At 62.2% G+C, this 24990-nt stretch carries 28 protein-coding genes; 16 read left to right on the forward strand and 12 right to left on the reverse strand.

The annotated features are described in order from the left end of the window. Positions 1 to 17: 17 nt before the first annotated feature. The 3 genes from ACRYLO_RS19310 to ACRYLO_RS19320 all read left to right on the forward strand — a co-directional run bounded on the left by ACRYLO_RS19310 (position 18) and on the right by ACRYLO_RS19320 (position 1984). The gene (locus ACRYLO_RS19310; protein ID WP_482661802.1) at positions 18 to 902 is read left to right on the forward strand and encodes a DUF7146 domain-containing protein; all 885 of its coding nucleotides are present in this window, start codon (positions 18 to 20) and stop codon (positions 900 to 902) included. Then, positions 899 to 1498, forward strand: a complete 600-nt coding sequence (locus ACRYLO_RS19315) for a thermonuclease family protein (protein ID WP_482661803.1) — start codon at positions 899 to 901, stop codon at positions 1496 to 1498. Before ACRYLO_RS19310 ends, ACRYLO_RS19315 begins: the two co-directional genes overlap by 4 nt. A 156-nt stretch (positions 1499 to 1654) precedes the next feature. After that, positions 1655 to 1984, forward strand: a complete 330-nt coding sequence (locus tag ACRYLO_RS19320) for a hypothetical protein (protein WP_482661804.1) — start codon at positions 1655 to 1657, stop codon at positions 1982 to 1984. 48 nt (positions 1985 to 2032) lie between these two features. Here ACRYLO_RS19320 and ACRYLO_RS19325 read toward each other — a convergent pair whose 3' ends face one another. Then, positions 2033 to 2290, reverse strand: coding sequence for a hypothetical protein (locus tag ACRYLO_RS19325; RefSeq protein ID WP_482661805.1), 258 nt, complete (start codon positions 2288 to 2290; stop codon positions 2033 to 2035). 87 nt (positions 2291 to 2377) lie between these two features. On the opposite strand from ACRYLO_RS19325, the gene ACRYLO_RS19330 reads away from it, so the two are divergent. After that, positions 2378 to 2647: a type II toxin-antitoxin system ParD family antitoxin gene (locus ACRYLO_RS19330; protein ID WP_482661806.1), complete on the forward strand. Its 270-nt coding sequence runs from the start codon at positions 2378 to 2380 to the stop codon at positions 2645 to 2647. Continuing rightward, positions 2644 to 2940, forward strand: coding sequence for a type II toxin-antitoxin system RelE/ParE family toxin (locus ACRYLO_RS19335; RefSeq protein WP_482661807.1), 297 nt, complete (start codon positions 2644 to 2646; stop codon positions 2938 to 2940). Before ACRYLO_RS19330 ends, ACRYLO_RS19335 begins: the two co-directional genes overlap by 4 nt. Positions 2941 to 2949: 9 nt before the next feature. On the opposite strand, the gene ACRYLO_RS19340 is transcribed toward ACRYLO_RS19335, so the two are convergent. From ACRYLO_RS19340 to ACRYLO_RS19390, 11 genes are all read right to left on the reverse strand, one after another. Then, positions 2950 to 3495: a PRC-barrel domain-containing protein gene (locus tag ACRYLO_RS19340; RefSeq protein ID WP_482661808.1), complete on the reverse strand. Its 546-nt coding sequence runs from the start codon at positions 3493 to 3495 to the stop codon at positions 2950 to 2952. A 75-nt stretch (positions 3496 to 3570) separates the two neighbouring features. Then, positions 3571 to 6228, reverse strand: a complete 2658-nt coding sequence (locus tag ACRYLO_RS19345; RefSeq protein WP_482661809.1) for an excinuclease ABC subunit UvrA — start codon at positions 6226 to 6228, stop codon at positions 3571 to 3573. A 54-nt stretch (positions 6229 to 6282) separates the two neighbouring features. Beyond that, positions 6283 to 8259, reverse strand: a complete 1977-nt coding sequence (uvrB, locus tag ACRYLO_RS19350; protein WP_482661810.1) for an excinuclease ABC subunit UvrB — start codon at positions 8257 to 8259, stop codon at positions 6283 to 6285. A 64-nt stretch (positions 8260 to 8323) separates the two neighbouring features. Continuing rightward, positions 8324 to 9646: a DUF3422 domain-containing protein gene (locus ACRYLO_RS19355; RefSeq protein WP_482661811.1), complete on the reverse strand. Its 1323-nt coding sequence runs from the start codon at positions 9644 to 9646 to the stop codon at positions 8324 to 8326. Next, complete coding sequence (locus ACRYLO_RS19360; RefSeq protein WP_482661812.1) at positions 9643 to 10998, reverse strand: NAD(P)/FAD-dependent oxidoreductase; 1356 nt, start codon at positions 10996 to 10998, stop codon at positions 9643 to 9645. The genes ACRYLO_RS19355 and ACRYLO_RS19360 overlap by 4 nt, the downstream gene beginning before the upstream one ends. After that, a complete protein-coding gene (gene fghA / locus ACRYLO_RS19365; RefSeq protein ID WP_482661813.1) occupies positions 10995 to 11825 on the reverse strand; it encodes an S-formylglutathione hydrolase in 831 nt (276 codons plus the stop codon). The genes ACRYLO_RS19360 and fghA overlap by 4 nt, the downstream gene beginning before the upstream one ends. Before the next feature lie 147 nt (positions 11826 to 11972). Further along, entirely contained in the window at positions 11973 to 12371 is a 399-nt protein-coding gene (locus ACRYLO_RS19370) for a VOC family protein (RefSeq protein ID WP_482661814.1), read from the reverse strand. A gap of 51 nt (positions 12372 to 12422) precedes the next feature. Next, positions 12423 to 13532, reverse strand: a complete 1110-nt coding sequence (locus ACRYLO_RS19375; protein ID WP_482661815.1) for an S-(hydroxymethyl)glutathione dehydrogenase/class III alcohol dehydrogenase — start codon at positions 13530 to 13532, stop codon at positions 12423 to 12425. A 330-nt stretch (positions 13533 to 13862) separates the two neighbouring features. Continuing rightward, a complete protein-coding gene (locus tag ACRYLO_RS19380; RefSeq protein WP_482661816.1) occupies positions 13863 to 15035 on the reverse strand; it encodes a glutathione-independent formaldehyde dehydrogenase in 1173 nt (390 codons plus the stop codon). A gap of 269 nt (positions 15036 to 15304) precedes the next feature. Then, entirely contained in the window at positions 15305 to 16225 is a 921-nt protein-coding gene (locus tag ACRYLO_RS19385) for a LysR family transcriptional regulator (protein WP_482661817.1), read from the reverse strand. Positions 16226 to 16383: 158 nt separating this feature from the next. Continuing rightward, the gene (locus tag ACRYLO_RS19390) at positions 16384 to 16674 is read right to left on the reverse strand and encodes a metal/formaldehyde-sensitive transcriptional repressor (RefSeq protein WP_482661818.1); all 291 of its coding nucleotides are present in this window, start codon (positions 16672 to 16674) and stop codon (positions 16384 to 16386) included. Positions 16675 to 16981: 307 nt separating this feature from the next. Between ACRYLO_RS19390 and ACRYLO_RS19395 the strand changes: the two genes are divergently transcribed. From ACRYLO_RS19395 to ACRYLO_RS19445, 11 genes are all read left to right on the forward strand, one after another. Then, the gene (locus ACRYLO_RS19395; RefSeq protein ID WP_482661819.1) at positions 16982 to 18394 is read left to right on the forward strand and encodes a cytochrome ubiquinol oxidase subunit I; all 1413 of its coding nucleotides are present in this window, start codon (positions 16982 to 16984) and stop codon (positions 18392 to 18394) included. A gap of 2 nt (positions 18395 to 18396) precedes the next feature. After that, positions 18397 to 19401, forward strand: coding sequence for a cytochrome d ubiquinol oxidase subunit II (gene cydB, locus ACRYLO_RS19400; RefSeq protein ID WP_482661820.1), 1005 nt, complete (start codon positions 18397 to 18399; stop codon positions 19399 to 19401). Beyond that, positions 19401 to 19517, forward strand: a complete 117-nt coding sequence (locus ACRYLO_RS19405) for a DUF2474 domain-containing protein (protein ID WP_482661821.1) — start codon at positions 19401 to 19403, stop codon at positions 19515 to 19517. Before cydB ends, ACRYLO_RS19405 begins: the two co-directional genes overlap by 1 nt. A 69-nt stretch (positions 19518 to 19586) precedes the next feature. Continuing rightward, positions 19587 to 20483 (forward strand): bestrophin family protein, encoded by an 897-nt coding sequence (locus tag ACRYLO_RS19410; protein ID WP_482661822.1) that lies wholly within the window; start codon positions 19587 to 19589, stop codon positions 20481 to 20483. A gap of 133 nt (positions 20484 to 20616) precedes the next feature. Beyond that, positions 20617 to 20880, forward strand: a complete 264-nt coding sequence (locus ACRYLO_RS19415; protein WP_482661823.1) for a DksA/TraR family C4-type zinc finger protein — start codon at positions 20617 to 20619, stop codon at positions 20878 to 20880. Positions 20881 to 21168: 288 nt separating this feature from the next. Further along, a complete protein-coding gene (locus ACRYLO_RS19420; protein ID WP_482661824.1) occupies positions 21169 to 22104 on the forward strand; it encodes an ArdC family protein in 936 nt (311 codons plus the stop codon). Beyond that, a complete protein-coding gene (locus tag ACRYLO_RS19425) occupies positions 22101 to 22754 on the forward strand; it encodes a hypothetical protein (protein ID WP_482661825.1) in 654 nt (217 codons plus the stop codon). Before ACRYLO_RS19420 ends, ACRYLO_RS19425 begins: the two co-directional genes overlap by 4 nt. 30 nt (positions 22755 to 22784) lie before the next feature. Further along, positions 22785 to 23102 (forward strand): DUF7673 family protein, encoded by a 318-nt coding sequence (locus ACRYLO_RS19430; protein ID WP_482661826.1) that lies wholly within the window; start codon positions 22785 to 22787, stop codon positions 23100 to 23102. Further along, positions 23099 to 23296, forward strand: coding sequence for a hypothetical protein (locus tag ACRYLO_RS19435; protein ID WP_482661827.1), 198 nt, complete (start codon positions 23099 to 23101; stop codon positions 23294 to 23296). The genes ACRYLO_RS19430 and ACRYLO_RS19435 overlap by 4 nt, the downstream gene beginning before the upstream one ends. 145 nt (positions 23297 to 23441) lie before the next feature. After that, the gene (locus ACRYLO_RS19440; protein WP_482661828.1) at positions 23442 to 24407 is read left to right on the forward strand and encodes a Dyp-type peroxidase; all 966 of its coding nucleotides are present in this window, start codon (positions 23442 to 23444) and stop codon (positions 24405 to 24407) included. Between the two features lie 375 nt (positions 24408 to 24782). Then, on the forward strand, positions 24783 to 24974 hold the full coding sequence (locus ACRYLO_RS19445; RefSeq protein ID WP_482661829.1) for a hypothetical protein: 192 nt from the start codon (positions 24783 to 24785) through the stop codon (positions 24972 to 24974). The last annotated feature ends 16 nt before the right edge of the window (positions 24975 to 24990 follow it).

A 24990-nucleotide genomic window follows, 5' to 3' on the forward strand; every position in this document is an offset into this window, starting at 1 on the left:
AATGGAGGTGTCCAGAGATGGCGCGACGGGAGAAGGCTTCAATCGAAGAGGAGGCGGACCGCATCGTCCGTCAGCTCGGGGGCAAATGGCAGGGCGATTTCGCCATGTGTCGCTGTCCGGCTCATGCCGACAGCACCGCAAGCCTATCGATCCGCGTTGGCGATCGGGCCGTGTTGTTCCATTGCTTTGCCGGCTGCAATGCCGACGCGATCATGGCTGCGCTGCGCTCGGGCAAGATCCTCGCGCCCGCTGACCACGACCCGGGCCAGCGGCAGGAGAGCAAAACTGACCTCAACAAACTGGCGGTCGCTATCTGGCGCCACGCCGAGCCGTTCGCCGGCACACTCGCCGATCGTTACATGCGCGAGGGGCGACTTATCATCCCCGATGGGATCAACGCCCGCTTCGATCCGCGCTGCCAATGCGGTGCCGGCGCCGCCAAGGCATTCGCGCCCGCGCTAATCGTGCCGATCGAGGAAGACGCCGGCGTCGTCGCTATCCATCGGACTTTCCTCACGCCCGATGGCCGCTGGAAAGCCGACATGGAGGAACCCAAGCGAATGCTCGGGAATCCCGGCGTCGGTGCCGTCCGATGGGGCGGAACCCCGCTTGACGGCATTCTGCGCCTCGCCGAAGGCGTCGAGGACGCAGCGAGCGTAATGAACCTGCTCGGGCCTGGCCGCTTCGTGTGGCCTGTCCTTGGGATCGAGCGGTATCAGGCTGTCGCCATTCCGGAGAGTGTCCACACCGTCGTCATCTACAGCCAGCATGGGGCCGAGGCGGCACGCGCGATCACGCGCGCCACCCCGCACCTGACGGCCAACGGCCGCCAGCTCGTCGTCAAGCCGCCGCCCCATGCAGGCGACTGGAATGACCTCCTGCGCGAGATCCGCTCGCTATGAAGCTGTTTCCGGGTGCGACGCCGTTCCAGCGGTGGACGATGGGAATCACGTTCCTGATCGTCGCGGGCTACGCGATCACGCAGAACAAGGAATCGCTGGTCGAGGCGTCGAGAACGCGCCTGACCTCCCCGCAGCCGAGGATTATCGATGGAGATACCGTCGATTTCACAAATGGCAGGGTGCGGATTGTCGGTATCGATGCGCCTGATGACGATTTGCCGCAGCTCAAAGCGATTTCAAGCGAAGCGTTGCGGGAGTTGTCGATGCGCGATGGTGGCATGGACTGTTCCGTGTCGATGTTCGACTATGCCTTGCGTCGCGAAAATCAGTGTCGCACCGATCCCAAGAGTTATGGGCGGCTCAATCTGGCATGTCGTTTTCCCGCTAATAAGGCCAGTGTCGGGGCAACGATGGTCGCTCAGGGATATGCGGTCGATTATCGCGTGTTTTCGGGCGGGGCTTATATCGATTTGATGCAGAGAGCGGCGGCTCGACGGGCCGGATTATGGGGTGTTGATTACGAGGGGATGCGTCAACTCGCAGTTCGCAGGGCACAGGTGCCACAAGGATGCAGCATCGGAACGATCAAGAAATAGGCCGGGCCTGCCTTCGGCCCGCGCTCTACTCCGCGCCGCTGTCGCGGCGCTCCGCGGAACCCCGCTGCCGGGTTTCCGCCCGTGCGGGTGACGATCAAGCTAGTCCAATATGGACCGCCCTTACGGGCGGGCGCAGCTTTTCGGGAAACAGCTCCAATGCTTGAGCGCGGTTCCCCGACTGCGATCCTGATAGGCCGCTGGGGCGCGGCGCTATCGCTGGTCGCCGGCTCCGTCTTGATCGGTCGCCTTATCCGTAATTTCCCCTATCTCCTTCCCAATCGCCTCCCCGGCCTGGTCCTCTACGAGCTGGGGCCGGCGCTTATCCTCGCCATTGCAATCGGTAGCGCCGTTGCCCTCACCGAGCATGGCGGCGGGCGGCCCGGCATCCCGGGACGGCTCGCGCTTTTCACACTCTTCGCGCTGGTCGCCGGCGTCACCTCGCTCGCGATCGAGTTCCATACCATTCTCCAAGGCTCTTGGCTTTGAAGACGCTACCGATGCCTCGACAATGATGGACCATCCGTGATGCAGATTTCATGCCCCTACAGTCACGCTTTCAATGGTTGCAAAGTGCGGATCGATGACGAGCAGGAGCTTCGGCCCTGCTTTATCGAATTTGCTGATGGTGTCGTTGTGAGCGCCACGGCCAAGGCCGATGGCGATGATATTCTCCTCGACGTACCCGATTACCGCACGGCCAAGCGAAGCGATGTTGTTGCCCGCTCCTGGCGGCTTCGCAGGGGCGACGACGCCCTCTGGCGGATGGAAGGCCGCAGTGGCTAGGTGTGCCACGTGGCACACCCCTTCCCTATCGTGGGGCACGTCTTGAAGTTGATGGCAGTTTTTGCCATTATACATCCGAGGTGATTTATGGCTTCGATGAACGTCTCTCTTCCAGACCCTATGCGGGATTACGTCCAGCGACGGATCGACAGCGGGCACTATGCCAGCGTCAGCGATTATGTTCGCGACCTCATTCGTCGCGATCAGGGCGAGACTCATGATGTCGAACGCTGGCTGCATGAGCTTGACGCCTCGATCGAGCGCGGGCTTGCAGATGCGGAGGCGGGCCGCACGCATGACCTCGATGAGGCGTGCGATGCCATTATTGGCAGGATTCGGACACGGGCAACCGCTCAGCCGCAATGAGAGTCATCCTGACGCCGGATGCGCTGGCCGACCTCGATCGCATCGCCGAGCATATCGAAACCGACAATCCGGCACGCGCCATCAGCTTCGTCGAGGAGCTACGTGAGGCGGCCCGCCGCCTCGCCGATCTTCCCCAAGGCTATCCGCTGGTGCCTCGATATGAGCGCTACGGCATCCGGCGCCGTTCCTATCGGCGCTATGGCATCCTCTACCGCCCAGAGGCCGAGCGCATCCTTGTCCTGCGCTTCCTTGGACCCGGGCAGGATCACGATCGCGCACTACAGTTGGTATGACCCTCACCCCTATTGCGGATTGATCGAAGCATAGGCGGGCCAATCGCGATTTTTGAGGGCAGGCAGGGACAGGTAGCTCGGGCCATCCAGCAACAATGTCATGCGTGTGTAACCGATCCTGAGCTGATCGAGCGGAACCGCGCGCAGCGTCTCTTCGAGACCGCCATATCGCTCATCCGACACCACGACATAATTGATCCTGCCGGTTGAGCACTCGATCAGCGCCTCGACGACCCGGCCCAGGTTCATGCCTCCCTTGTCGTCGACCGCCATGCCGATCAGGCCAGTCGCGGTGAACAGGTTCGGCGTCTCCGATCGTTGGCTGGCGGTTTCGGCCGATCGACCGCCATCCTCATATTTGGTCTGCTGCCCCAACCATCGCCAGATACCGACGAGGTTCGTCACCATCAAAAATCCGTTGGTGGCAACCAAGGCCGTCTGCCCTGTCGCATAGCCTAATGTCGTCCAGCAAATCGAGCTGATGCTGAACACCACGAAGCCCCAGCCTGTCACCCGCGCGCCCAGGTTGGAAGCCGTCATCATGGCCGCGATCATCGTCGCGATCGTGGCGATCCAACCGACGAGGCTTATCATAGTCCCACCCCTCCCCTGTGGTCGGTTTCTACGCGGCTACAGCGCCGTCTTGAGATAAGGGGCGGTCAGACTGCCTTCCGCTTCTGCAACGTCGCCAGGGACGCCGCTGGCGATGATACGGCCGCCATCTTCCCCGGCCCCCGGTCCCAGATCGATGACCCAATCCACCTGTGCGATGGCGCGCATGTCATGTTCGACGACCACGACCGTATTGCCGACGTCGACGAGGCCCTGCAGGTGTCGCATCAGCCGGTCCGCATCGGAGGGGTGAAGCCCCGAAGTCGGCTCGTCGAGGATGTAGATCGTGTTGCCGCGTTGAGCGCGTTGCAGTTCGGTCGCGAGCTTGATGCGCTGCGCCTCGCCGCCCGACAGCTCTGTCGCCGGCTGTCCGAGCCTCAGATAGCCAAGGCCGATCTCCCGCAGCACATCGAGGGAGCGCATGACAGACGCCTCGCTCGCGAAGAAGTCGCACGCCTCGTCGACCGTCAGTTCGAGCACTTGGGCGATATTGCGCCCGTTCCATTCGACTTCGAGCGTTTGCGGGTTGTAGCGACTGCCATGGCAGGTCGAGCACGGCGCATAGACGCTCGGCAGGAACAGCAGCTCCACCATGACGAACCCCTCGCCCTCGCACACCGGGCAGCGGCCTTGCGCGACGTTGAAGGAGAACCTGCCCGGGCTGTAGTGTCGCCGGCGGGCGAGCGGCGTATCAGCGAAGATCTTGCGCACATGGTCGAACAGGCCGCTGTAAGTGGCAAGGTTCGAGCGCGGCGTGCGGCCGATCGGCTTCTGATCGACCCGCACCAGTCTCCGGACATGCTCCATGCCTGCGACGATGCGTCCTTCGGTATCTTCCTGCGCAACATCGAGCAGCGGATCGATATCCTCCTCTTCGGCCACCGGGGAGCCGCCGAGATGTTCCGTGACAAGCTCCGGCAGCGCCTGGCTGACCAGACTGGACTTACCCGATCCCGAAACGCCGGTGACAGCGGTGAAGCAGCCGATGGGAAGCTCGACGTCGAGACCGTGGAGATTGTTGCGCGTCACCCCTTCGAGACGCAGCCATGCCTTGGGATCGCGGGGCGTCCGTTCACTGCGGAGGGGCTCTGCGAACAGGTAGCGGCGGGTAATCGACGCCTCGACGTCGGCGAGCCCCGCTATCGGCCCGCTGTAGAGGACTTCACCGCCCTTTTCCCCGGCTCCTGGCCCCACATCGACAAGCCATTCGGCATGGCGGATCACGTCGAGATCATGTTCGACGACGAACAGGGAGTTGCCCGCCGCCTTCAGACGCTCAAGGATCGTGAGCAAGGCTTCGCCGTCTGCCGGGTGCAACCCCGCCGAAGGCTCGTCGAGCACATAGACCACGCCGAAAAGCTGTGACGACAATTGGGTGGCAAGGCGCAGGCGTTGCAGCTCTCCGGAGGAGAGCGTCGGTGTGCTGCGGTCGAGCGAGATGTAGCCCAGGCCAAGATCGATCAGCGGCTCGAGCCGTTCGAGCAATTCGCAGGCAAGGCGTTGGGCGGCGACCCGCTTCTCATCGGAGAGATTGGGCGTGCGGCGCACGTCGGGCGCGCTCTTGTGCGCAGAGCCGCCCGCGGCGACCCGTTGTTCGACCGCCGCATCGCGGGCCGCCTTCCCCAGAACATGGCCCTTTGGGGCGGAGGCCGCCCCATATTCGCCATGCGCGACGGGCGTGAGCAAGTCCTTCAGCTTCAGCACCGTCAGGTCGCCGAACTCGGCGATGTCGAGGCCGGCGAATTTGACCGACAGGGCTTCGCGCTTCAGGCGCTTGCCGTCGCAGGTCGGGCAATCGCGGCCGATGATATATTGCGAGACGCGCTTCTTCATCAGCGCACTTTTGGTGTTGGCAAAGGTTTCCAGCACATAGCGACGGGCGCCGGTGAAAGTGCCCTGATAGCTCGGCTCCATGCGGCGCTTGAGCGCCACGCGGGTCTGTTCGGGCGTCAGGCCCGCATAGACCGGCACTGTCGGCGCCTCGTCGGTGAAGAGGATCCAGTCGCGATCCTTTTTCGGCAGATCGCGCCACGGCGTATCGACGTCATAGCCGAGCGACACGAGGATATCGCGCAGGTTCTGGCCATGCCACGCGGCCGGCCAAGCGGCGATCGCCCGATCGCGAATGGTGAGGCTGTCGTCGGGCACCATCGTCTCTTCGGTCGCGTCATAGACGCGCCCGATGCCGTGGCAGGTCGGGCAGGCCCCCGCGACCGTGTTGGGGGAGAAATCCTCCGCATAGAGCATGGGCTGATTGCGCGGATATTCGCCGACGCGCGAATAGAGCATCCGCACCAGGCTGGAGAGCGTCGTCACGCTGCCAACGGAGGATCGCGCGTTGGCCGAGCCGCGCTGCTGCTGCAACGCGACCGCGGGCGGCAATCCATCGATCGCGTCGACCTCCGGCACGCCGGCCTGGTCGATCAGGCGGCGGGCATAGGGCGCGACCGATTCCAGATAACGCCGCTGCGCTTCGGCATAGAGGGTGCCGAACGCGAGCGATGATTTGCCCGAGCCCGATATGCCGGTGAACACCACGAAGGCGTCGCGCGGTACATCGACGTCAACATTCTTGAGGTTGTTCTGGCGCGCGCCGCGAACCTGCACGCAAGCGGGCGGCCCCGCATGTCCATGATCGGAGGCCGGTGCCGTGGAGGGTATATCCTTGTTCTTCATCTCAATTTTCCTGCCACATCCGCTCGTCCAGCCTGTGCTTCGACACGACCAAGGTCACAGATAAATGAATTGCCGATACAAGCCGTCCAACCGACGGCGAATGTCCTCTGCTTGCTGTTCGTTCCCGCTGTCGACCGCCGACAACAGGCGTTGCTCCTCATCGGTGATGCGGTCGCAAAGTTCATAGAGGTTCGCGCAGAATGCCTCCGAGTGAACCGAAGGTTCGGCCGACGGGGATTGGTCGGACGCGAGTTTGCGGATAGAGGACGAAGGGGTCACTTCATTCTCTTCGTTGAATGCGATCTGGCGGTGCCTGCGGTTATTGGTCTCGTCGATCGCCGCCCGCATCGCTGGCGTCACCGTGTCGGCATAGAGGATGGCCTTCCCGTTCACATTGCGCGCGACGCGGCCGATCATTTGGATCAACGCCTGTGCCGAGCGCAGGAACCCGGCGCGATCGGCGTCGAGGATGGCGATGAGAGACGCTTCGGGGATATCCAGCCCCTCACGCAACAGGCTGATCCCTATCAGCACGTCGAACTCGCCGGCGCGCAGGCCGTTGATGATTTCAACACGGTCATCCGCCTTGATGTCCGAGTGCATGTATCGCGCGCGGATTCCCTTGCTCTCAAGCAGGCTATGGAGATCTTCCGTCGCGACCTTCGTGAGCGTCGTTATCAGGACACGCTCATGCTTCTTGGTGCGCTGCGTTATCTCGTAGAGCAGGTCATCGACAGCGCCTTGCGATGGGCGGATTTCGACTTCCGGGTCTAGCAGTCCCGTAGGCCGCACGATTTGCTCAACAACCCGGTCCCCCGACACATTCAGCTCGTAAGCGCCGGGTGTGGCGGAAACAAAGATTGTTTGCGGCTTGATTTCCTCGAACTCCCGGAAGCTCAACGGGTGATTGTTCTTGGAGGACGGCAGACGAAACCCGTATTCGATCAGGGTTTCCTTGCGGCTCTGGTCGCCGCGATACATGGCCGAAATCTGCGGAATCATCACGTGCGATTCATCCACGAACAGCAGGCCGTCCTTCGGAAGATAGTCGAGCAAGGTGATCGGCGGGAGCGCAGGATCGCGGCCGCTCAGGTAGGAGGCGTAGTTCTCCATCCCGGAGCAATATCCAACCTGGCGCAGCATTTCGGCATCATTGGTGATGCGCTCATACAGGCGAGCGGCTTCGGTCAGGCGATTTTCGCTCGTCAATTGAGCGACCTGCCTCTCCATCTCTTCGAGGATCGCCGTGGCGGCCGTGCCGGCCTGACGCGATGAGGCGGCCAACAGCGTCTTGGGCGACACGAGATATTCGTCGGTGTCCTCCAACTGCTTTCCGGTCGCCGCGTCGAACCAGCGCAGTGACGCTATCACCCCATTTTCCAACCCGACCCGAAGAGCCTTGTATTCCGAATCCGCCGGAAAAATCTCAACGGCCTCGCCGTCCGCACGGTATGTCCCGCGCTTCAGCTTGTGTTCCGCACGATCGTATTGAAGGCGCGCCAGACCGCGAAGAAGCTCTTCCTGATCCAGCCTCGCGCCCTCAGACAGCGGAATTTGCAGCGCCCGATAGTCGTCTGGATCGCCCATGCCGTAGATCGAGGAGACCGAGGCGACGACGATCGTATCGCGGCGCTCGATCAACGATTTTGTCGTCGACAGGCGCAGCCGCTCCAGATGCTCGTTGATCGAGGAATCCTTCGGGATGAACTCATCGCGGCCCGGCAAATACACCTCTGGCTGGAAGTAGTCGTAATAGGAGACGAAATACTCCACCGCATTTTCAGGGAAAAATTGCAGCATCTCGCCATAGAGCTGCGCCGTCAGCGTCTTGTTGGGGGCCAGGATCAGCGTCGGCCGCTTCAGGCGATGGATCACATTCGCCATCGTGAACGTCTTGCCCGACCCCGTGATGCCCTTGAGGGTCTGATGGTGCGCGCCCTCCTCGACACCGGATATGAGCCGCGCGATCGCTTCGGGCTGATCCCCCGCCGGGGTATAGTCGGAGTGCAATATGAAAATGCCGGTGGACATTAGAAATCCTCCTGCCAGAGCCAGGCCGCGAAGGCCGCAAGCGCGCCCAAGGGCGATTGTCGGGTCATGGCTTCCCCTTCTGCGCCGGTGCCCCGTGGTCGCTGTGAGAATGCCTGATTTGCCGGACCGTCCACCAGATCGCGAACAGCACGAGCGGAACGAGGCCGGATATAACCAGCTCCGGCGCCACGACGTCGTGAAGGCCCGGAATGCCCTTGATGAGATAGGCCAGGAGGCCGATCACATAATAGGAGATCGCGGCGACCGACAGGCCCTCCACGGTCTGTTGAAGCTGCAATTGCAGCTTAGCGCGATTGTTCATCGAGGCGAGCAGATCGCTGTTTTGCCGTTCGAGCTGCACATCGATCCATGACCGGAGCAGCGTAGTCGCGCGCGCCAGCTTGTCGGATAGATTGGCCTGCCTCTCCTCGATCGAACGGCAGGTCCGCATCGCCGGCGCGATTCTGCGATGCAGGAAGCTGCGCCAGCGGTAGCAGCCGGGGATGACGGTTTCGCCGAGCGCGGCAAGCCGTTCCTCGACAATCTCATAATAGGCGCGGCTCGCACCAAAGCGGTAGAGGCTTGACGCCGTGTCAGCCTCCAGCTCGGCCGAAAGGTCCGTCAATCTCGAAAGCAGCCCCTCGCTATTGCGGCGGGCAGCCTTGCGCATTTCCTCCGTTATGGCGGCAAGGCGCTTCTCGATACTGCGCAGATGCGGCCCCAACGATTGGGTCAGGGGGATGCCGAGAAGGGCAAGCGTCCGGTAGGTCTCGATTTCGAGAAGCCGCTGTGCCAGCGCGCCGAGCCGGATCGGCGTCAATCCTCGATCGAGGATGAGGATGCGCGTCAGCCCATCGGCATCCTGCCGAAAATCGGTGACGATTTCGGCCATGCCGTCCTCGACGAGCGAGTGGCAACGGCTGATCGGATCGAAGCGGTCGATGTAGGTCGCGGTCTCTTCTGTCCAGGCCACCACATCCAACCGAATGCCGCAGATGACCGGCCCGGGGGGCGTGAAGCTATGCTTGAACGGATCTTCGCCCGAAGGATCGCCCGTTTCTGGATTCAGGGGTGTGCACCACAGATAGGTCGAAAACTCCGTGTGCTTCTCGCAGTGGAGGTCGCCCTGTTCGAATGTCAGGCCGTGAAGCGGCGTGTCCTGGTCGGGCAGCGGCGCACCCGTCCGGCTCGCTATTTCCGCGAGCGTGGCCTTGTCCTTTGCCAGATTGCCTTCGTTCATGAAGGCGAGCTGCACCAGGGCGCGGGGCGCTTCCAAGAGGAGATAGGGGCGCGCATGAACCTCGTCGATGGCAACCCGCCTATTTTCATAGGACGGCATTCCATAGACTGTTGAACCGATAGTTAGAGCGTCGCCCTCTTCACTCAATCGCCTTCCCTCCCCTTGTCATGCTCCTTCCCCGCGTCATGGTGCGCGAGGTCGCCATAAGTAATCAGGCGAGAGCCACGATATCCTATGCCATGGGTCCACAGCCAGCTTAGTGCTACACTAAGCCGGTTCTGCGCTCCGATCAGGAAATAGATGTGGATGAGCTTCCACATCCACCATGCCAAGGCTCCGCGCAACTTGAACCGGCCCATGTCGACGACGGCCAGGCTGCGACCGATCGTCGCCAGATTGCCTTGGTGCCGGTATCTGAAGGGCTCGGCTCCATTCGCCCCCTTCAGGCGCTGGCGGATCAGCCGGGCCACATATTGCCCTGCCTGCTTCGCAGCAGGTGCAAGGCCGGGGACCGGCTTCCCATCGAACCCGTTCGAGGCCGCGGTGTCGCCGATCACGAAGATGTCGGGATGGCCCGGTACTGTCAGGTCCGGCCCGACAATCACGCGGCCAGCGCGATCGGCTTCGGCGTTCAGCCAATGGGCAGCGGGCGATGCCTGGACGCCCGCAGCCCACAAGATCGTTTCGGCGGGAATCCGCTTCTCATCGACGACAACCCCGTCCGTGGAGCATTCCGTAACCGGGAAGCCGAGCTTGATGTCGACGCCCAGCTTTTCGAGCGCTTTGCGCGTATAAGCGGACAGATCTTCCGGGAAAGCCTGTAGAAGCCTTTGCCCCGCTTCGATCAGCACGACACGGGTCGCACGCGGATCGATCGACCTGAAATCTCGCACCAGTGTTAGGCGTGCAAGCTCCGCGATCGTGCCGGCAAGCTCCACGCCGGTCGGGCCGCCGCCGATGATGACGAAAGTCTGCAGGGCAGCGCGGCGCGCGGGGTCTGTCTCGCGCTCGGCTTCCTCGAATGCGACCAGAAGGCGCCGGCGAATGGTTGTCGCATCCTCCAGCGATTTGAGGCCCGGAGCGAAAGGCTCCCATTGATCGTGCCCGAAATAGGAGTGCCGCGCCCCCGTCGCGATGACGAGCGTGTCATAGGCAAGCGTCGAGCCGTCCTCGAGAAGGACGCGCTGACTGCCTGCATCGACACCTTCAACCTCCGCGAGCAGCGTCCGCACGTCCTTCCGCTTCGCAAAGAGCGAGCGGATGGGCCATGCGATCTCCGATGGCGACAGCGAGGCGCCGGCGACCTGATAGAGCAATGGCTGAAAGAGATGGTGGTTACGGCGATCGACGAGGGTGATGTCCACGCCGCTACCGGCGAGCCGCTGCACGGTTTCGAGTCCACCGAAGCCCGCCCCCACGACCACGACACGATGGCGACCGTGCGCCGGCTCATGGCTGGATGCGATTTCGCGCATGATCGAAGAAGCCGGCGCGGTCATTGGGACAGCGCCGCGGCATGGTGGGCCATATGCTCGCCGATGAAGCTCGCGATGAAATAATAGCTGTGGTCGTATCCGGGCCGCTGATGAAGGATCAGCGGATGTCCCGCCGCCTCGCAAGCCGCCTGCAGGAGGTCAGGCCGCAACTCGCGGTCGACAAACTCATCATCGAGGCCCTGGTGAACAAGCAGCGGTAGGCGCTCGCGGGCGGTCTTGATGAGTTCGATCGTGTCATATTGCTTCCACGCATCGCGATCGTCGCCGAGATAGGCCGTGAAGGCACGCTCGCCCCATGGCACCTGGCTCGGCGCGACGATCGGCGAAAAGGCCGATACGCTGCGATAGCGTCCGGGATTGCGTAGCGCGGCGACCAGCGCGCCATGTCCGCCCATCGAATGGCCCGCAATCGCGCGACGCTCGTCGGCCGGGAATGTGGTTTCGATCAGCGCGGGCAATTCCTCGACGACATAATCGTACATGCGGTAATTAGCGGCCCAGGGCGCTTCCGTCGCGTTGACGTAGAAGCCGGCGCCCTGCCCCAGATCGTAGCTGGTGTCGTCGGCGACGCCTTCGCCTCTCGGGCTGGTGTCCGGCGCGACGAGAATGATCCCATGCTCGGCGGCGAAACGCTGCGCGGTCGCCTTGGTGATGAAATTCTGCTCGGTGCAGGTCAGACCGGAAAGCCAATAGAGAACCGGCGCGCTGCCGTCTTTCAATTGAGGCGGCAGAAAGACGCCCACGTTCATCGAGCAACCGAGACTGATAGAGTCATGCTGATAGACGTCCTGCCAACCGCCGAAGCTGGCGTGATGTTCGACACGTTTCATTATTTTTCCTTAGCTTCGACGGTTGGGGGACGGTGTGGCGACCCGAAGGAACCCTTTGCCTAGCTGTTGGTGGGGGGGCGCCGGCGCATCTTTCAGCGCCGGCGACAGCCGGTCATAGGGCGGCGGGTGGCCCTCACCTTCCCAGCTTTAGACGAAGGTGTACGAGCAAACCTTGTTGCCCGCCGGATCGCGCAAATAGGCCGCATAGGCACCCGGCAGGTGGCCACGTGGGCCAGGCTCACCCTCGTCGGTGCCGCCAGCGGCGAGGCCGGCAGCGTGGAACGCATCCACTTCGGCGGTCGTGGCGGCCGCAAAGCCTACCGTTGCGCCGTTGCTGGAGGGCGCTTCACCATTGCCGGGGCGGGCAATGATGAAGGCGGGCTTGTCGCGCCCGTATAGCACCCAACCGTTGCCGAAGGGGCCGAGGTTGTCGATGCCGAGAGCGCCCAGCGCGGCGTCGTAGAACGCGACCGACTGGTCGATGTCGGCGGCGCCGAGGAAGACGTGCGAGAAGATGCCGTCACCGGAGATAACTGGAGTGGTCATACGGAATTTCCTTGATGTCTGGTGTTGCTTGAAGCGCTTGGGAACGGCGGGTCAGTAGTGGATCACGGTGCGGATCGACTTGCCTTCGTGCATCAGGTCGAACGCCTCGTTGATCTCCTCCAAACCCATGGTGTGAGTGACGAAGGGGGCCAGATCGATGTCGCCCCTCATGGCGTCCTCGACCATGCCGGGGAGCTGCGTCCGTCCCTTGACGCCGCCGAAGGCCGACCCCTTCCAGACGCGGCCCGTGACGAGCTGGAATGGACGGGTGGAGATTTCTTGGCCCGCGCCGGCGACGCCGATGACGATCGACTGACCCCACCCACGGTGCGCTGATTCAAGCGCGGCGCGCATGACGTGGACGTTGCCGATGCACTCGAAGGTATGATCGATGCCCCAGCCCGTCATCTCGATCAGCACTTGCTGGATCGGCTTGTCATAGTCCTTGGGGTTGATGCAGTCGGTCGCGCCGAACTGGCGTGCCAGCTCGAACTTGGACGGATTGGTGTCGATCGCGATGATGCGACCCGCCTTTGCCTGACGCGCACCCTGAATCGCCGCGAGGCCGATGCCGCCCAGGCCGAACACGGCAACCGAGTCTCCCGGCTGAACCTTGGCGGTGTTGTGGACCGCGCCGATGCCGGTGGTGACGCCGCAGCCGAGCAGGCAGACATGTTCGGGATTAGCCTCGGGATTGATCTTGGCGAGCGAGACTTCGGCGACGACCGTATATTCGCTGAACGTCGAGCAGCCCATGTAATGATAGAGGGGCTGGCCATTGTACGAAAAGCGGGTGGTGCCATCGGGCATCAAGCCCTTGCCCTGCGTTTCGCGGACCGCGACGCACAGGTTGGTCTTGCCCGACAGGCAGAACTCGCACTTGCCGCACTCGGCGGTGTAGAGCGGGATCACGTGATCGCCCGGCTTGACGCTGGTGACGCCTTCACCGACCTCGACAACGATGCCTGCGCCCTCGTGGCCTAGAACCACCGGGAAAATGCCCTCCGGATCATTGCCGGACAGCGTGAAAGCATCGGTGTGGCACACGCCGGTATGCGTCACCTTGATGAGCACTTCGCCCTTCTGGGGAGGTGCGACATCGATCTCGACGATTTCGAGTGGCTTGCCTGCCTCGAAGGCTACGGCGGCGCGAGATTTCATCTTGGAATACCCTCGTTGGTTGAATCGGATTGCCGGTCGCGAGGCCCTTGCGTCATCTCCGATTCGCTGGGGCACTCATACTGGCGGGGAGTATCAATATTATACTCCCTGCCAGTATGCAAGGGGTGTCCGAGTGAGGATGCCAAATGAGAGATGGGATGGCGGGTCGCTTCAGCTCGCAGGACTCGCTGATGCTATGGTCAACGCGGTTCGGCTTGCCGATCAGCGGGGGGCGATCGACAAGCCGAGAGGGGCATTTGTGCAGCAAGCCGTCCTGCCCCTGCGAAGCCGGAATGTCCCCGATCAAGACCGGGGACATTCCGGGCGGGGTCAGGCCGCGACCGAGCCGTGAGGATCGATGACGTACTTGAACGCCGATCCTTCATCGAACTCCTTGTAGGCCGCCGGTGCGTCCTCCAGCTTGATGATCTTCGTGTTCATCATCGGGGTCAGATAGGGCATCCGATCGTTCAGGATCGCGCGCATGAGGGCATGGTTGTAATTCGCCGTCGGCGACTGGCCTGCCGACATGCGCGGCGACTTGATCCAGCCACTGGCCCAATCGACTTCCATGCTGCCCTTCTGGTTGTCCCGATTCTTGGAGATCGGGTTGGGGCAGTAAACGCCGACCGTGCTGGTCATCCCGCCGAAGCGGACATATTTCAGCAGGGCATTGGTGACGGCGTTCTCGACGATCTGGTCGGATTCCGCCCCGAACCCGCGACAGTCGAGGCCCACATAGTCGATGACGCGATCGGCCTCGCGCTTGCCGGTGATGCGTTCGAGATGATCCTCGATCGGGATGCCGTCCGACAGGTTGATGGTCTCGATGCCGTGCGGCTTGAGCAGATCGAGCCGCTCCTGGATGAAGTCGGCGACGATGATCGCGCCGGCACCGAGAAGCTTCGCGCAGGCGGCGCCTGCACGACCGACGGGACCGGCGCCGAAGATCAGCACGTTTTCGCCGACGATATACGCAGGCTGCGCCGGCCAGTCGGGCGCAGCGAAGCCGTGGAACGCGGTAGGCAGCACGTCCGAAAGGAGCGTCAGGTCACGGATCTTCGCCATGGCCGCGTCCTTGTCGGGGAAGGCCAGCAGGTTGAAATCCGCATAAGGCACGAAGAGGTAATCCCCCTGCCCGCCCGTCCAACCGCCCAGGTTGAAGCCGTAAGCGCCGCAATCGACTTCGGGGTTGGTGTGCTCGCAGACGTCCGAACGCATGTGCTTGCAGTTGTAGCAGCGCCCGCAGCCGACGTTGAAGGGAACGGACACGATGTCGCCGACCTTGATATACTCCACGTCGGAGCCGACCTCGATCACCTCGCCGGTCATCTCATGGCCCATCGTCATCCCCTTGGGGACTTCGAACGAACCGCGGTAGATGTGCAGGTCGCTGCCGCAGATGTTGGTGGTGACGATCTTGAGAATGGCGCCGTGGGGGGCCTTCTTGCCTTGCGGAGTGATCAGTTCCGGGAATTTGAAGGTATTGACCTTCATCTCCATCTTTTTCTCGAAGGTTACGATCCTGTTTCCGGTAGCCATCGCATTATCTCCTAGGTCTCAATCGCCACCCCTCAGTAATGATGAAGTTTCTTGGTGACGCGCCAAAGGAGTTGCGCCAAATCCATTAGCACAATGCGCCTTTGGCGACACGAACCTCTTCGTTACCGTCCTTGCAACATGGCTTTGGCTGCATGTGACGGCAAACTCGAAGATTCTATCTTGAGATAGAAAATTCCTATGATCGCTATTCGAAGCGAAAGCGCTTCGGTTCAGCCCTTTCGAGGCTGTAACTGGCGATGCAATGCAAGGATTTCCTGCAACGGGGACACGACCTTGGGAGTGTGGACCAATTCAAGCAGGGCGGCCGAGGGCGGCGACTTTGTCTCCCCCTTCGTCATGACAAATCCAACATCTGCGTGCGCGCCAGCCCCCGTCAAGGCGGAAGCCTGAAGGTTAGGAATGTGGGCAAGACGGCTCGCGAGGGACTGGGGTAACACTGCCGCGTATCGCCCGGTGGCGACGTGCGCCGCCAGAATGCCGATCGTGTCGGTGTGTATTGTCACGGCCGAGCAATGCGCGAGCTGCAATTGCGCCGCGCTCGGAAGGGCATCCGCCAAGATGCAAAGCGGCAGGCTCACGACATGATCCCACGGGACGCGCTTGGGTTGCGGCTCCTCGCTCGCCTGGAACAGGGTCGTATGCTCTCGGTAGAGATGGTGGGTCTCGAACTCGTCCTTCGGAACATCGCTGAGATAGGTCAGCGCCATGTCCATCTCGTGATCCAGCAAGGATCTCAGCAGCGAAGCGGTGTCGTTCGCCGACACGGCTTGCCCCAGCAGCGGAATTTGATTTGCGAGAGCGGCGCTGATGATCGCGCCGACAGCCGAGGTCCCGGACACCATCCCCAAGCGGAACATGCCTTCGAGCCCGCGCTTGATGGCCGATAGGTCGCTCTCCAGCCCGTCGCAGTCGCGTTCGATCTTCTTGGCCCACGCGAGCACTGTCTCGCCTTCCAATGTGAGCCCATCGTATCGCCGGCCATGCCGCACGATCTCCACGCCTAGATCTTGCTCGAGCTGCTTGATGCCCGCCGAAAGCGTGGGCTGCGACACATTGCAGCTCTTGGCGGCCCGTCCGAAGTGTCCTTCGCGATCGAGCGCAAGCAGATATTCAAAAGTCTTTACGATCATAAATTCCTCCCCTGCCCTGGTAGTCCCAAGGCATCTTAAACCGTGTCTTGGTGGCGACTATCGCGTAGCCGAATACCAGAAATCAAAGGGCTTAGCTGATACGAGGCTTATGCTCTAACTAGGGGAGAGCACAGGCAAGCAACGAAGCCCTGAAACCGCTACTTAAGATATGTACGCAGAATCTTCATTACGCCTTCTACGTCGTCATCGTGAGCGCTGCCCTCGCCTTTGACGGTCGGATCGGCACCGGGACCGAATGTCTGTCTAAGATGACTCTCCATCACTTCTGCCATCAGACCGTTTGTCGCGCCCCGCATGGCCACAATTTGCTGAAGCAGGGGAGCGCAATCGGTCCCAGCTTCGATCGCACGTTCCAGAGCGTCCGCCTGTCCCTTGATGCGCCGCAGGCGTGTGATGGCCCGCTTCTTGTCCTCTGGTGAATGTGGCATCGCGCTTTCCTGAAAGATCGCTTCAGCATACTATACAGGGGGGGAGTTTCAACCCTATCCCGAGACTGGCTCTTTCGTAGCCAAGCGCGATCCTACAGCCGTTTTGAGAGCTATGCCGTAATCGTCCCCCCTCCGGAGACAGGGACATCGCTGATAGGTTCCTATCCCCCCTTGATACTGGTGGGGAGTATGATATTAGCGACGCATATTCCCGGATCGCAGCACGCCGCAATCGGCGTGCCTCCGGCTCTCAGTCCCAGGTGCAGATCGGAAATCCTCTGGCGGGGCGAAACAGGGAGGACGTTTGATGTTTGCGAATCTCGATCCGCTCATCCTGGCCCGTGCGCAATTCGCGTTCACGGTCTCGTTTCATTTCATATTCCCCGCCTTCTCCATCGGCACGGCGAGTTACCTGATGGTGCTTGAGGGGTTGTGGCTGAAGACGGGCAGCGGCGTTTATGCCAACCTCTACCGCTATTGGCTCAAGATCTTCGCCGTCGCCTTCGGCATGGGCGTCGTCTCTGGCTTGGTGATGTCCTACCAGTTCGGGACCAACTGGTCGGTGTTCTCGGCAAAGGCCGGTCCAGTTATCGGCCCGCTCATGGCCTATGAGGTTCTTACCGCATTTTTCCTCGAAGCGGGCTTCCTTGGCGTGATGCTGTTCGGGATCAACAAGGTGGGCAAGGGACCGCACTTTTTCGCGACCTGCATGGTCGCGATCGGGACGCTCATTTCGGCGACCTGGATCATTTCCGTGAATAGCTGGATGCAGACGCCGGCAGGCTATGCGATCAATGCCAAAGGTCAGTTCGTGCCGGCAGGCTCCTGGCTTCCGATCATCTTCAACGCGAGTTTCCCATACCGTCTCGTTCACACGGTCATCGGGGCCTATCTGACGACGGCGATGGTCGTGGGCGCTGTCGGGGGATGGCACCTCCTGCGCGACCGCGCAAATCCCGGCGCCCGCAAGATGTTCTCGATGGCGATGTGGATGGCGGCGCTCGTCGCGCCGATCCAGATCCTCGCGGGCGATCAGCATGGTCTCAATACGCTCGAGCATCAGCCGGCAAAGGTTCTGGCCATGGAGGGCCATTATGAGGCGAGCCCGGAGGGCGCCTCGCTCATCCTTTTCGGCCTCCCCAGCAACAAGGATGCTGTGGTCCACGGCAAGGTCGAAATCCCCTATTTGGGGTCTCTGATCCTCAAGCATGACCCCAGAGCCCCCCTGCCCGGTCTCAAGGATTTTCCGCGCGATCACTGGCCGCCCACGCCGATCGTATTCTGGTCGTTTCGGATCATGGTGGCGATGGGGCTCGCCATGCTCGGGCTCGGGCTTTGGAGCCTGCTCGCGCGCTGGCGCGGCAAACTCTACCATTGGCGCTGGCTTCATCGCGCCGCGATCGCGCTTGGACCTTCAGGCTTCATTGCCGTCATCGCGGGATGGGTCACAACGGAGGTGGGCAGACAGCCCTTCACTGTTTATGGCCTTCTGCGAACTGCGGAATCGCATTCGCCCCTGGCCGCCCCCGCCGTCGCAGCATCGCTCATTGCTTTCATCATCGTGTATTTCGGCGCGTTTGGCGCCGGCACCTATTATCTGCTCCGGATGATGGCAAAGCCGCCCGAAGCGGGCGAGCCGGAACCTTCCAAGATTCCACAACGGGCGGCGGGGATCACCCCGGCGACCGGAGTCGCGGCGTCGACCGCGAGGGAGGCATGACCATGGCGCACCTTGACCTTACCATCATTTGGGCCGGGATCATCGGTTTTGCCGTCTTCGCTTATGTCGTGATGGACGGTTTCGATCTGGGAATCGGTATCCTCTTTCCCGCCCTTTCAGTCGGCGGGGAACGAGATCAGGCGATGAACTCGATTGCGCCGGTATGGGACGGCAATGAAACATGGCTGGTGCTTGGCGGAGGCGGCCTGTTCGCAGCCTTCCCGCTCGCCTATGCTATCATCCTTCCCGCGACCTATCCGCTCATCATCGCCATGTTGCTCGGCCTGGTGTTTCGCGGGGTGGCGTTCGAGTTTCGCTGGCGCGATCCGCGCCATCGCGCATTCTGGGATCTGGCCTTCAGCCTTGGCTCCGTCATCGCCGCGCTTTCGCAAGGGATTACGCTTGGCGCTATCCTTCAGGGCGTCCGTGTCGAGAACGACGCCTATGCCGGGGGTTGGCTGGACTGGCTCAGTCCCTTCAGCCTGCTTACCGGAACGGCCATCGTCGTCGGATATGCCCTTCTCGGGGCAACCTGGCTGATCTGGAAAACCGAGGGGCCGGGCCAAGAGCGGGCGCGGCGCTTGGCTTTTTGGCTCGGCGGGGCGACGCTGCTCGCGCTTCTCGCTGTCAGCGCGGCGACGCCATTCCTGACCTATGACTATTGGCGACGCTGGTTCGCGATGCCCGGTGTGCTCCTTACCGCGCAAGTTCCTTTGCTGGTGACGATCTGCGCGGCGACCTTCTTCTGGAGCTTGAAGCGCGGCGCGGAGCGCCTTCCCTTCATGATGGCGCTTGGCCTGTTCTTTCTCGGCTTCGTGGGGTTGGGGATTAGCATCTACCCCTACGCCGTTCCGCGCGCGGTGACGATCTGGGATGCCGCGACGCCCCCGCAAAGCCAGCTCTTCATGCTGGTGGGCGCGGCCATCATCATTCCCATCATTCTCGGCTATACGGCGTGGGCCTATTGGGTGTTCCGCGGCAAAGTCGGCGCCCACGGTTATCACTGATGGATGAGCACAAACCTCTCGGCCGACGGCTTGCCTGGATGGTGTTCATCTGGACGGCCAGCGTCTTGGCGCTGGGGGCCGTCGCGCAGGTCATTCGCTTCATTCTCAAACCATGACGGCAGCTCGTCACGACGAGCTGCCGGGTGACATGCTGCAAGACAGCCGACAAGGACATCCCACGGGCCATGATCGTTCGATCGCAACCGAGCTTCCAAGATATCATTTTTACCGTGCATGGCTCGATCCTGCCGCGCATCGCGCGCAGGCTGGCGGCGATCGCTATCGTCAGTGTGATCGCGATTCTGGCGGCCCAAGCGCATCCCGGCATCTTCGCGCGGATCTCGACGATCCCTTTCACCCTGATCGGCATCGCGCTCTCGGTCTTCATGAGCTTCCGCAACAATGCCTGCTACACGCGCTGGTGGGAAGGACGGCAGCTATGGGGCGAGCTGATTATCTCGGCCCGTTCATTCGCCCGCGAGACGTCGCTTCTTCCAGAGGAGGATCGGCGCGCACTGCTCCACGGTGTATGTGGCTTTGCCTGCGGACTCACTGCCCGGCTTCGGGGCGAGGACGAAATTGCCGCCGTCGCACCTTGGGAAAACTTCGGGGATGACGCCAAAGGGCCAAATGTCACTAACGCCGTGCTCGATCGCATGGGGCGACGGCTGCTATCTCTGATGCAGGACGGCATCATCACGCCGATCCACTATTCGGTCCTCGCCGACGAGATGCGTTCGTTCTCCAAGGTTCAGGGCGCTTGCGAACGTATAGCCACGACGCCGGTCCCGTTCGCTTATTCTCTGCTGCTCCACCGCACCGCCCTGGTCTTCTGCGTGATGCTTCCCTTCGCTCTTGCAGGATCGCTCGACTGGTGGACGCTCCTCCCCGTTCTCCTCACCGCTTACACATTCTTCGGCCTAGACGCCCTAGGGCACGAGCTTGAAGATCCATTTGGTGTGAAGCCGAACTGCCTTCCGCTTTACGCGCTAAAGCGGACGATCGAACGGGAAATGCTGTCGCTGCTCGGCGAGGAAGATCTACCGGCGCCGATGCAGCCTCATAAATCCGTCCTGAGCTGACCGCTCTAGCCTAATCTTGATACTGCTAGGGAGTACCCTATATTGGGGTGCTATAGCTTGACTGTCGCCCGTCTTTGCATGGGGACGACGGCCGCTATCTGTCCCCCAGGTTAAGATCGAGGAGCTTGCGGCGATGGCAAACGGATGGGCACCCGATAGCGCGGTGCAGGACCAGATTGATGCAACGGTCATGGACGCGGTTTTCGCCGCGCGATCACGGCTGCCTTCCGGGGAAGGCACTACCGATTGCGAGGTGTGCGGTGATGATATCCCCGCGAAGCGCCGCATCGCTATCCCTGGCGTTAGGACCTGTGTGGCCTGTCAGAGCGAGCGCGACAAGCGTCCCGCCTTCGCCGGCATCAATCGCCGGGGCAGCAAAGACAGCCAATTGCGTTGAACGATGCGCTGCGCAGCGTGATTTGAATTTGCGCCGCGGCCCTCCCCCGGAGGCCCGTCGGCGCTGGGAACACCAAGGGCCCTGCCCTTTCGTTCCCGAACGACAATCGACCGCCCGTGTAATCCGCCAAGCGCGGCGCCCGCCCCTTTGAAGGGACGGCCGCGCTAAGGCGGCTCGCCCGCGCCAGCGGTAGATTCTCGCCCTCCCTCCCCATCCCGTCCTCGCCGGAAGGCAGAGCCGCATTGCCGCAGAGCAAGCGGCTTTCAGCCTCAAGGAAAGGAAGAAGTCATGGGACGGATCACCGAAAACCGGGCCGATGTGTATCAGGAAATCACCGACCAGATGATTGCCATGATCGAGGCGGGCACCCGGCCTTGGTCGAAATCGTGGAACGGCAGCACCGCGCCCAATATCCCGCTGCGCTCAACCGGCGTTCCCTATCGTGGCATCAACGTCCTGACCCTTTGGGTTGCGGCAATGACGAAGGGCTATACCTCCCCGCACTGGCTGACCTTCAAGCAGTCCCTCGCGCTTGGGGGATGCGTCAGAAAGGGCGAGAAGGGCTCGACCGTCGTCTATGCCAACAAGATCGTGGTGGACGCCGACAGGGGCGACCGTGGCGGCGATCATGAGGGCGAGGATGCAAAGCGTCAGGTGGCGTTTCTCAAGCGCTACACGGTCTTCAATGCCGAGCAGATCGACGGCATTGAGGCCAAGTATCCGACCCCCGCGCCGATCATCACCGCGACCAATCCCGACGAGCGGGACGCCGAACTGGATGCCCTCTTTGCCCGCGTGCCCGTCACCGTGCGTCATCACGGCTCACAGCCCTATTATCAGCCGAGCAGCGATCATGTCGTCATGCCGGAATTTGCCGACTTCCACACCAGCGACGACTATTATTCGACCCTAGCACACGAGCTATGCCACGCCAGCGGCCATGTGGACCGGCTCGCCCGTCCCACCCTCATTTCCACGAAGCGCGAGGATTATGCCCGAGAGGAATTAGTGGCCGAGCTTGGGGCCGCGTTCGTCAGCGCGACGATCGGCATCAAGCTCCACGATCGCGAGGACCATGCCGCCTATCTGGCAAGTTGGCTCCACGCCCTCCGCAACGACAAGCGGTGCATCTTCACCGCCGCACGGCTCGCGCAGGATGCTTCCGACTGGCTGTTGAGCCGCATGGCGGTCGAGACGGCCCCCGAACTGGAGGAGGCGGCGTGACCGCCCCCCACGACCCCGGCCCCGACGAGGGCCGGGCAGTCGCGGGGCGACTGGTCTATGATCCGAGCTTCGCGACCGTCAGCGAGGAGGAGTTTAACGAACTGGTCGCGATCATGCGCGACGGCATCGCCGCCAAGCCGCTGACCCCGGAAGCGCAATGGCGGCGCGACTATCACAAGGCGATGTTCAACCGCCGCCTTGTCGGCGTGCAGCCCGACCTATTCGGCGGAAAGCCAGTGACGCACATGCACAAGGCCGCGCCCGGGCCGGTCATCGACTGGAAGCCCGAGCCGGTGGAAGACAAGCTGGCGCGGATCGCACGCGACCCCAACGCGACGTTCGGCATCGGCCGCCCCGGCTTGAGCGCCGAGGATAAGGCGGCGCTGATCCAGTCCGCCGCGAACTGGCTGCGTATCGGGCAGCGTGTCCGCCTCGCCGGATCGTCGTCGTCCTACGATGGGCGGTTTGAGCGCCGCATCGGCCGCAAGGGTGTCGTATGGCGCTTGTGCAGCCCCGTCTTTGCCGATCATCTCTATGTCTATCTCGATCCGATCGGCGCGGAGCGCGTCGAGAAAACCCCGATGGTAGAGCTGCGCGACGTCGAGCCAATCGACGATCCACTGTTGGTCCCCGTCGCCTTCTCCTTATGATCGGCTCAACCGTCCGAATGGAGCTACCAAATGAATCCGCCCCAGCGCCGCCCCGCGATCCGCGCCGTGACCTTTGAGGAAGTCGGCGATGCTATTGGCCGTCTGATCGAAATTGCCGGTTCCGATACCGGCCAATCCTCGCGCGTCGCCGATTTCCTGCTGGCATGGTGGAATGGGGACGACAACGGCCATTTCCCAATCCTTCACTTGTGCAATTGCGATGCGATCATTTCGGAGGACATGATTACGATCATGGCGCATCTGGCGCAGGAGCCGACCGTCTATCCCGATGCCTGGGGCTATCGCGATGCGATGGAGGCCCTGGTCGAGCAATGGCGGCTTTCATGACCCCGCTGCGCGACGCCATCGACATCGCGACCGGCGAGCCAATTGATCGCGATACGCGGCGCGCGCGACTTCTCGCCGCGCGCCGCAAACCGATCGGGAGCATCCCCCGGCGCGGAATCCTCTCAGGCCATTGGGACCGGGGCAATGTCGTTGGGGCGTTTCGGGGCGGGCGCGGCAGCTTCCTAGCCGAATAGGCCTGAAAATCGCGCGCAGCTCGCCCGCAGGGCGGGCAAGCTGCGCTTCATGCCGCAATGGTTGGTGTCACCCCTAGTTTGAGCCTAATGTTGCGCATGGCGCGGCGTTGATGGGGCCGCGATTCACCGATCGTTGGAGTAACGAATGGCAGGCCAGACGTGGGACCGTGTTCCGATTGACGCTCAAAGCATTGAGGCCCCACTATCAAATGCAGCCGTGTTCTTGGTCCTCAACGTGGAGGACGGCCCCTCCCCTCTTAGTGCCGTGCGTTCTGTTCTGGATGGGCTCGACGACCTGATTAAGACGGTTGGCTTCCGCGACCTTGAAGCCAAACTCTCCTGCATCGTCGCGATCGGCGCCGCTTTATGGGACCGGCTCTCGCCGGCGTCGCGGCCCGCTGAACTCAAGCCGTTCGCGCCCATCACCGGCCCCGTTCACAAAGCACCGTCAACCCCGGGCGATATGCTCTTCCACATTCGCGCTGAACGGGGTGACTTTTGCTTTGAGCTGGAAAAGCTCTTGCTCAACACGCTCGGCGATGCCGTTCGCGTCGTCGACGAGGTATCTGGCTTTCGCTACTTCGATGCCCGCGATCTGTTGGGCTTCGTTGACGGGACCGCGAACCCAGCGGGCAGCGACATTCCCGCCTCCGCCCTGGTTGGCGATGAGGATGGCGACTTTGCCGGCGGGAGTTATGTCGTCGTGCAGAAATATCTGCACGATCTTTCCGCATGGAGTGCCGTCAATACGTCGGAGCAGGAGGCCATCATTGGGCGCACCAAGGCGGATAACATCGAAATCGACGATGATGCCGCTCCGCGTAAATCCCATAAATCGCTTGCAACGATCGTCGATGACGAAGGTCTGGAGCACGACATTCTTCGCGATAATATGCCTTTCGGCAGTCCTGGCCGAGGCGAATATGGCACCTATTTCATCGGCTATACCCGGCGCCTTTGGGTGATCGAGGAGATGCTGAAGCGCATGTTCGTGGGCGATCCAGAGGGGGCCTATGACCGCCTTCTGGATTTCTCTACGGCACAAACTGGCATCACGTTTTTTGCGCCTTCGCGCGCGAAGCTCGCCGAGTTGGCAAAAGACCCTTCCTGACCCCTGAGACCCTGGCGGCCGCGTGCAGCTTTCAGGCCACAGCTCTGCGTCTCGCCCGCGTCCCTGGCCTCGCTGATTGAGCGCCATGAGGCGCGTCGACGGTTTGTGGGCGCCGCGGCCCTCCCCCGGAGGCCCGCCAGCGCGGGGAACGCCAAGGGACTGCTGCCCTTTCGTTCCCGAAGGAAAATAGACGGCCCCGTGTGGTCCGCCAAGCGCGGCACCCGACGCCCGAGGGGGCGTCGGCCGCGCTAAGGCGGCCTGCCCGCGCCAGGCCATCGATTTTCCTCCTCCCTCCCCATCCCGCTCCTCGCCGGAGAGGCAGACCCGGTTGCTGCGGCAACCGGCTTTCAGCCGCAGGAAGAAGGAGAAAGGACAATGGCTTACACCCGATACAAAGGCGATCCCTACTGGAAGACGGCAAGGGCGGATGGGACCAGTGCGGACGGCACACCCTACCGCCGTGGCGACCGCGTGTTCTTCTATCCGCGAACCGGCGTGACTTACGCGGGCGACGGCGCGGCGCGCGCATCAGCAGAATTTGACGAACTCGCAGCCCTCGAAGGCTGACCCCCCAAAACTCATA

The sequence above is a fragment of the Sphingomonas sp. SDUR79 genome (assembly GCF_056821745.1).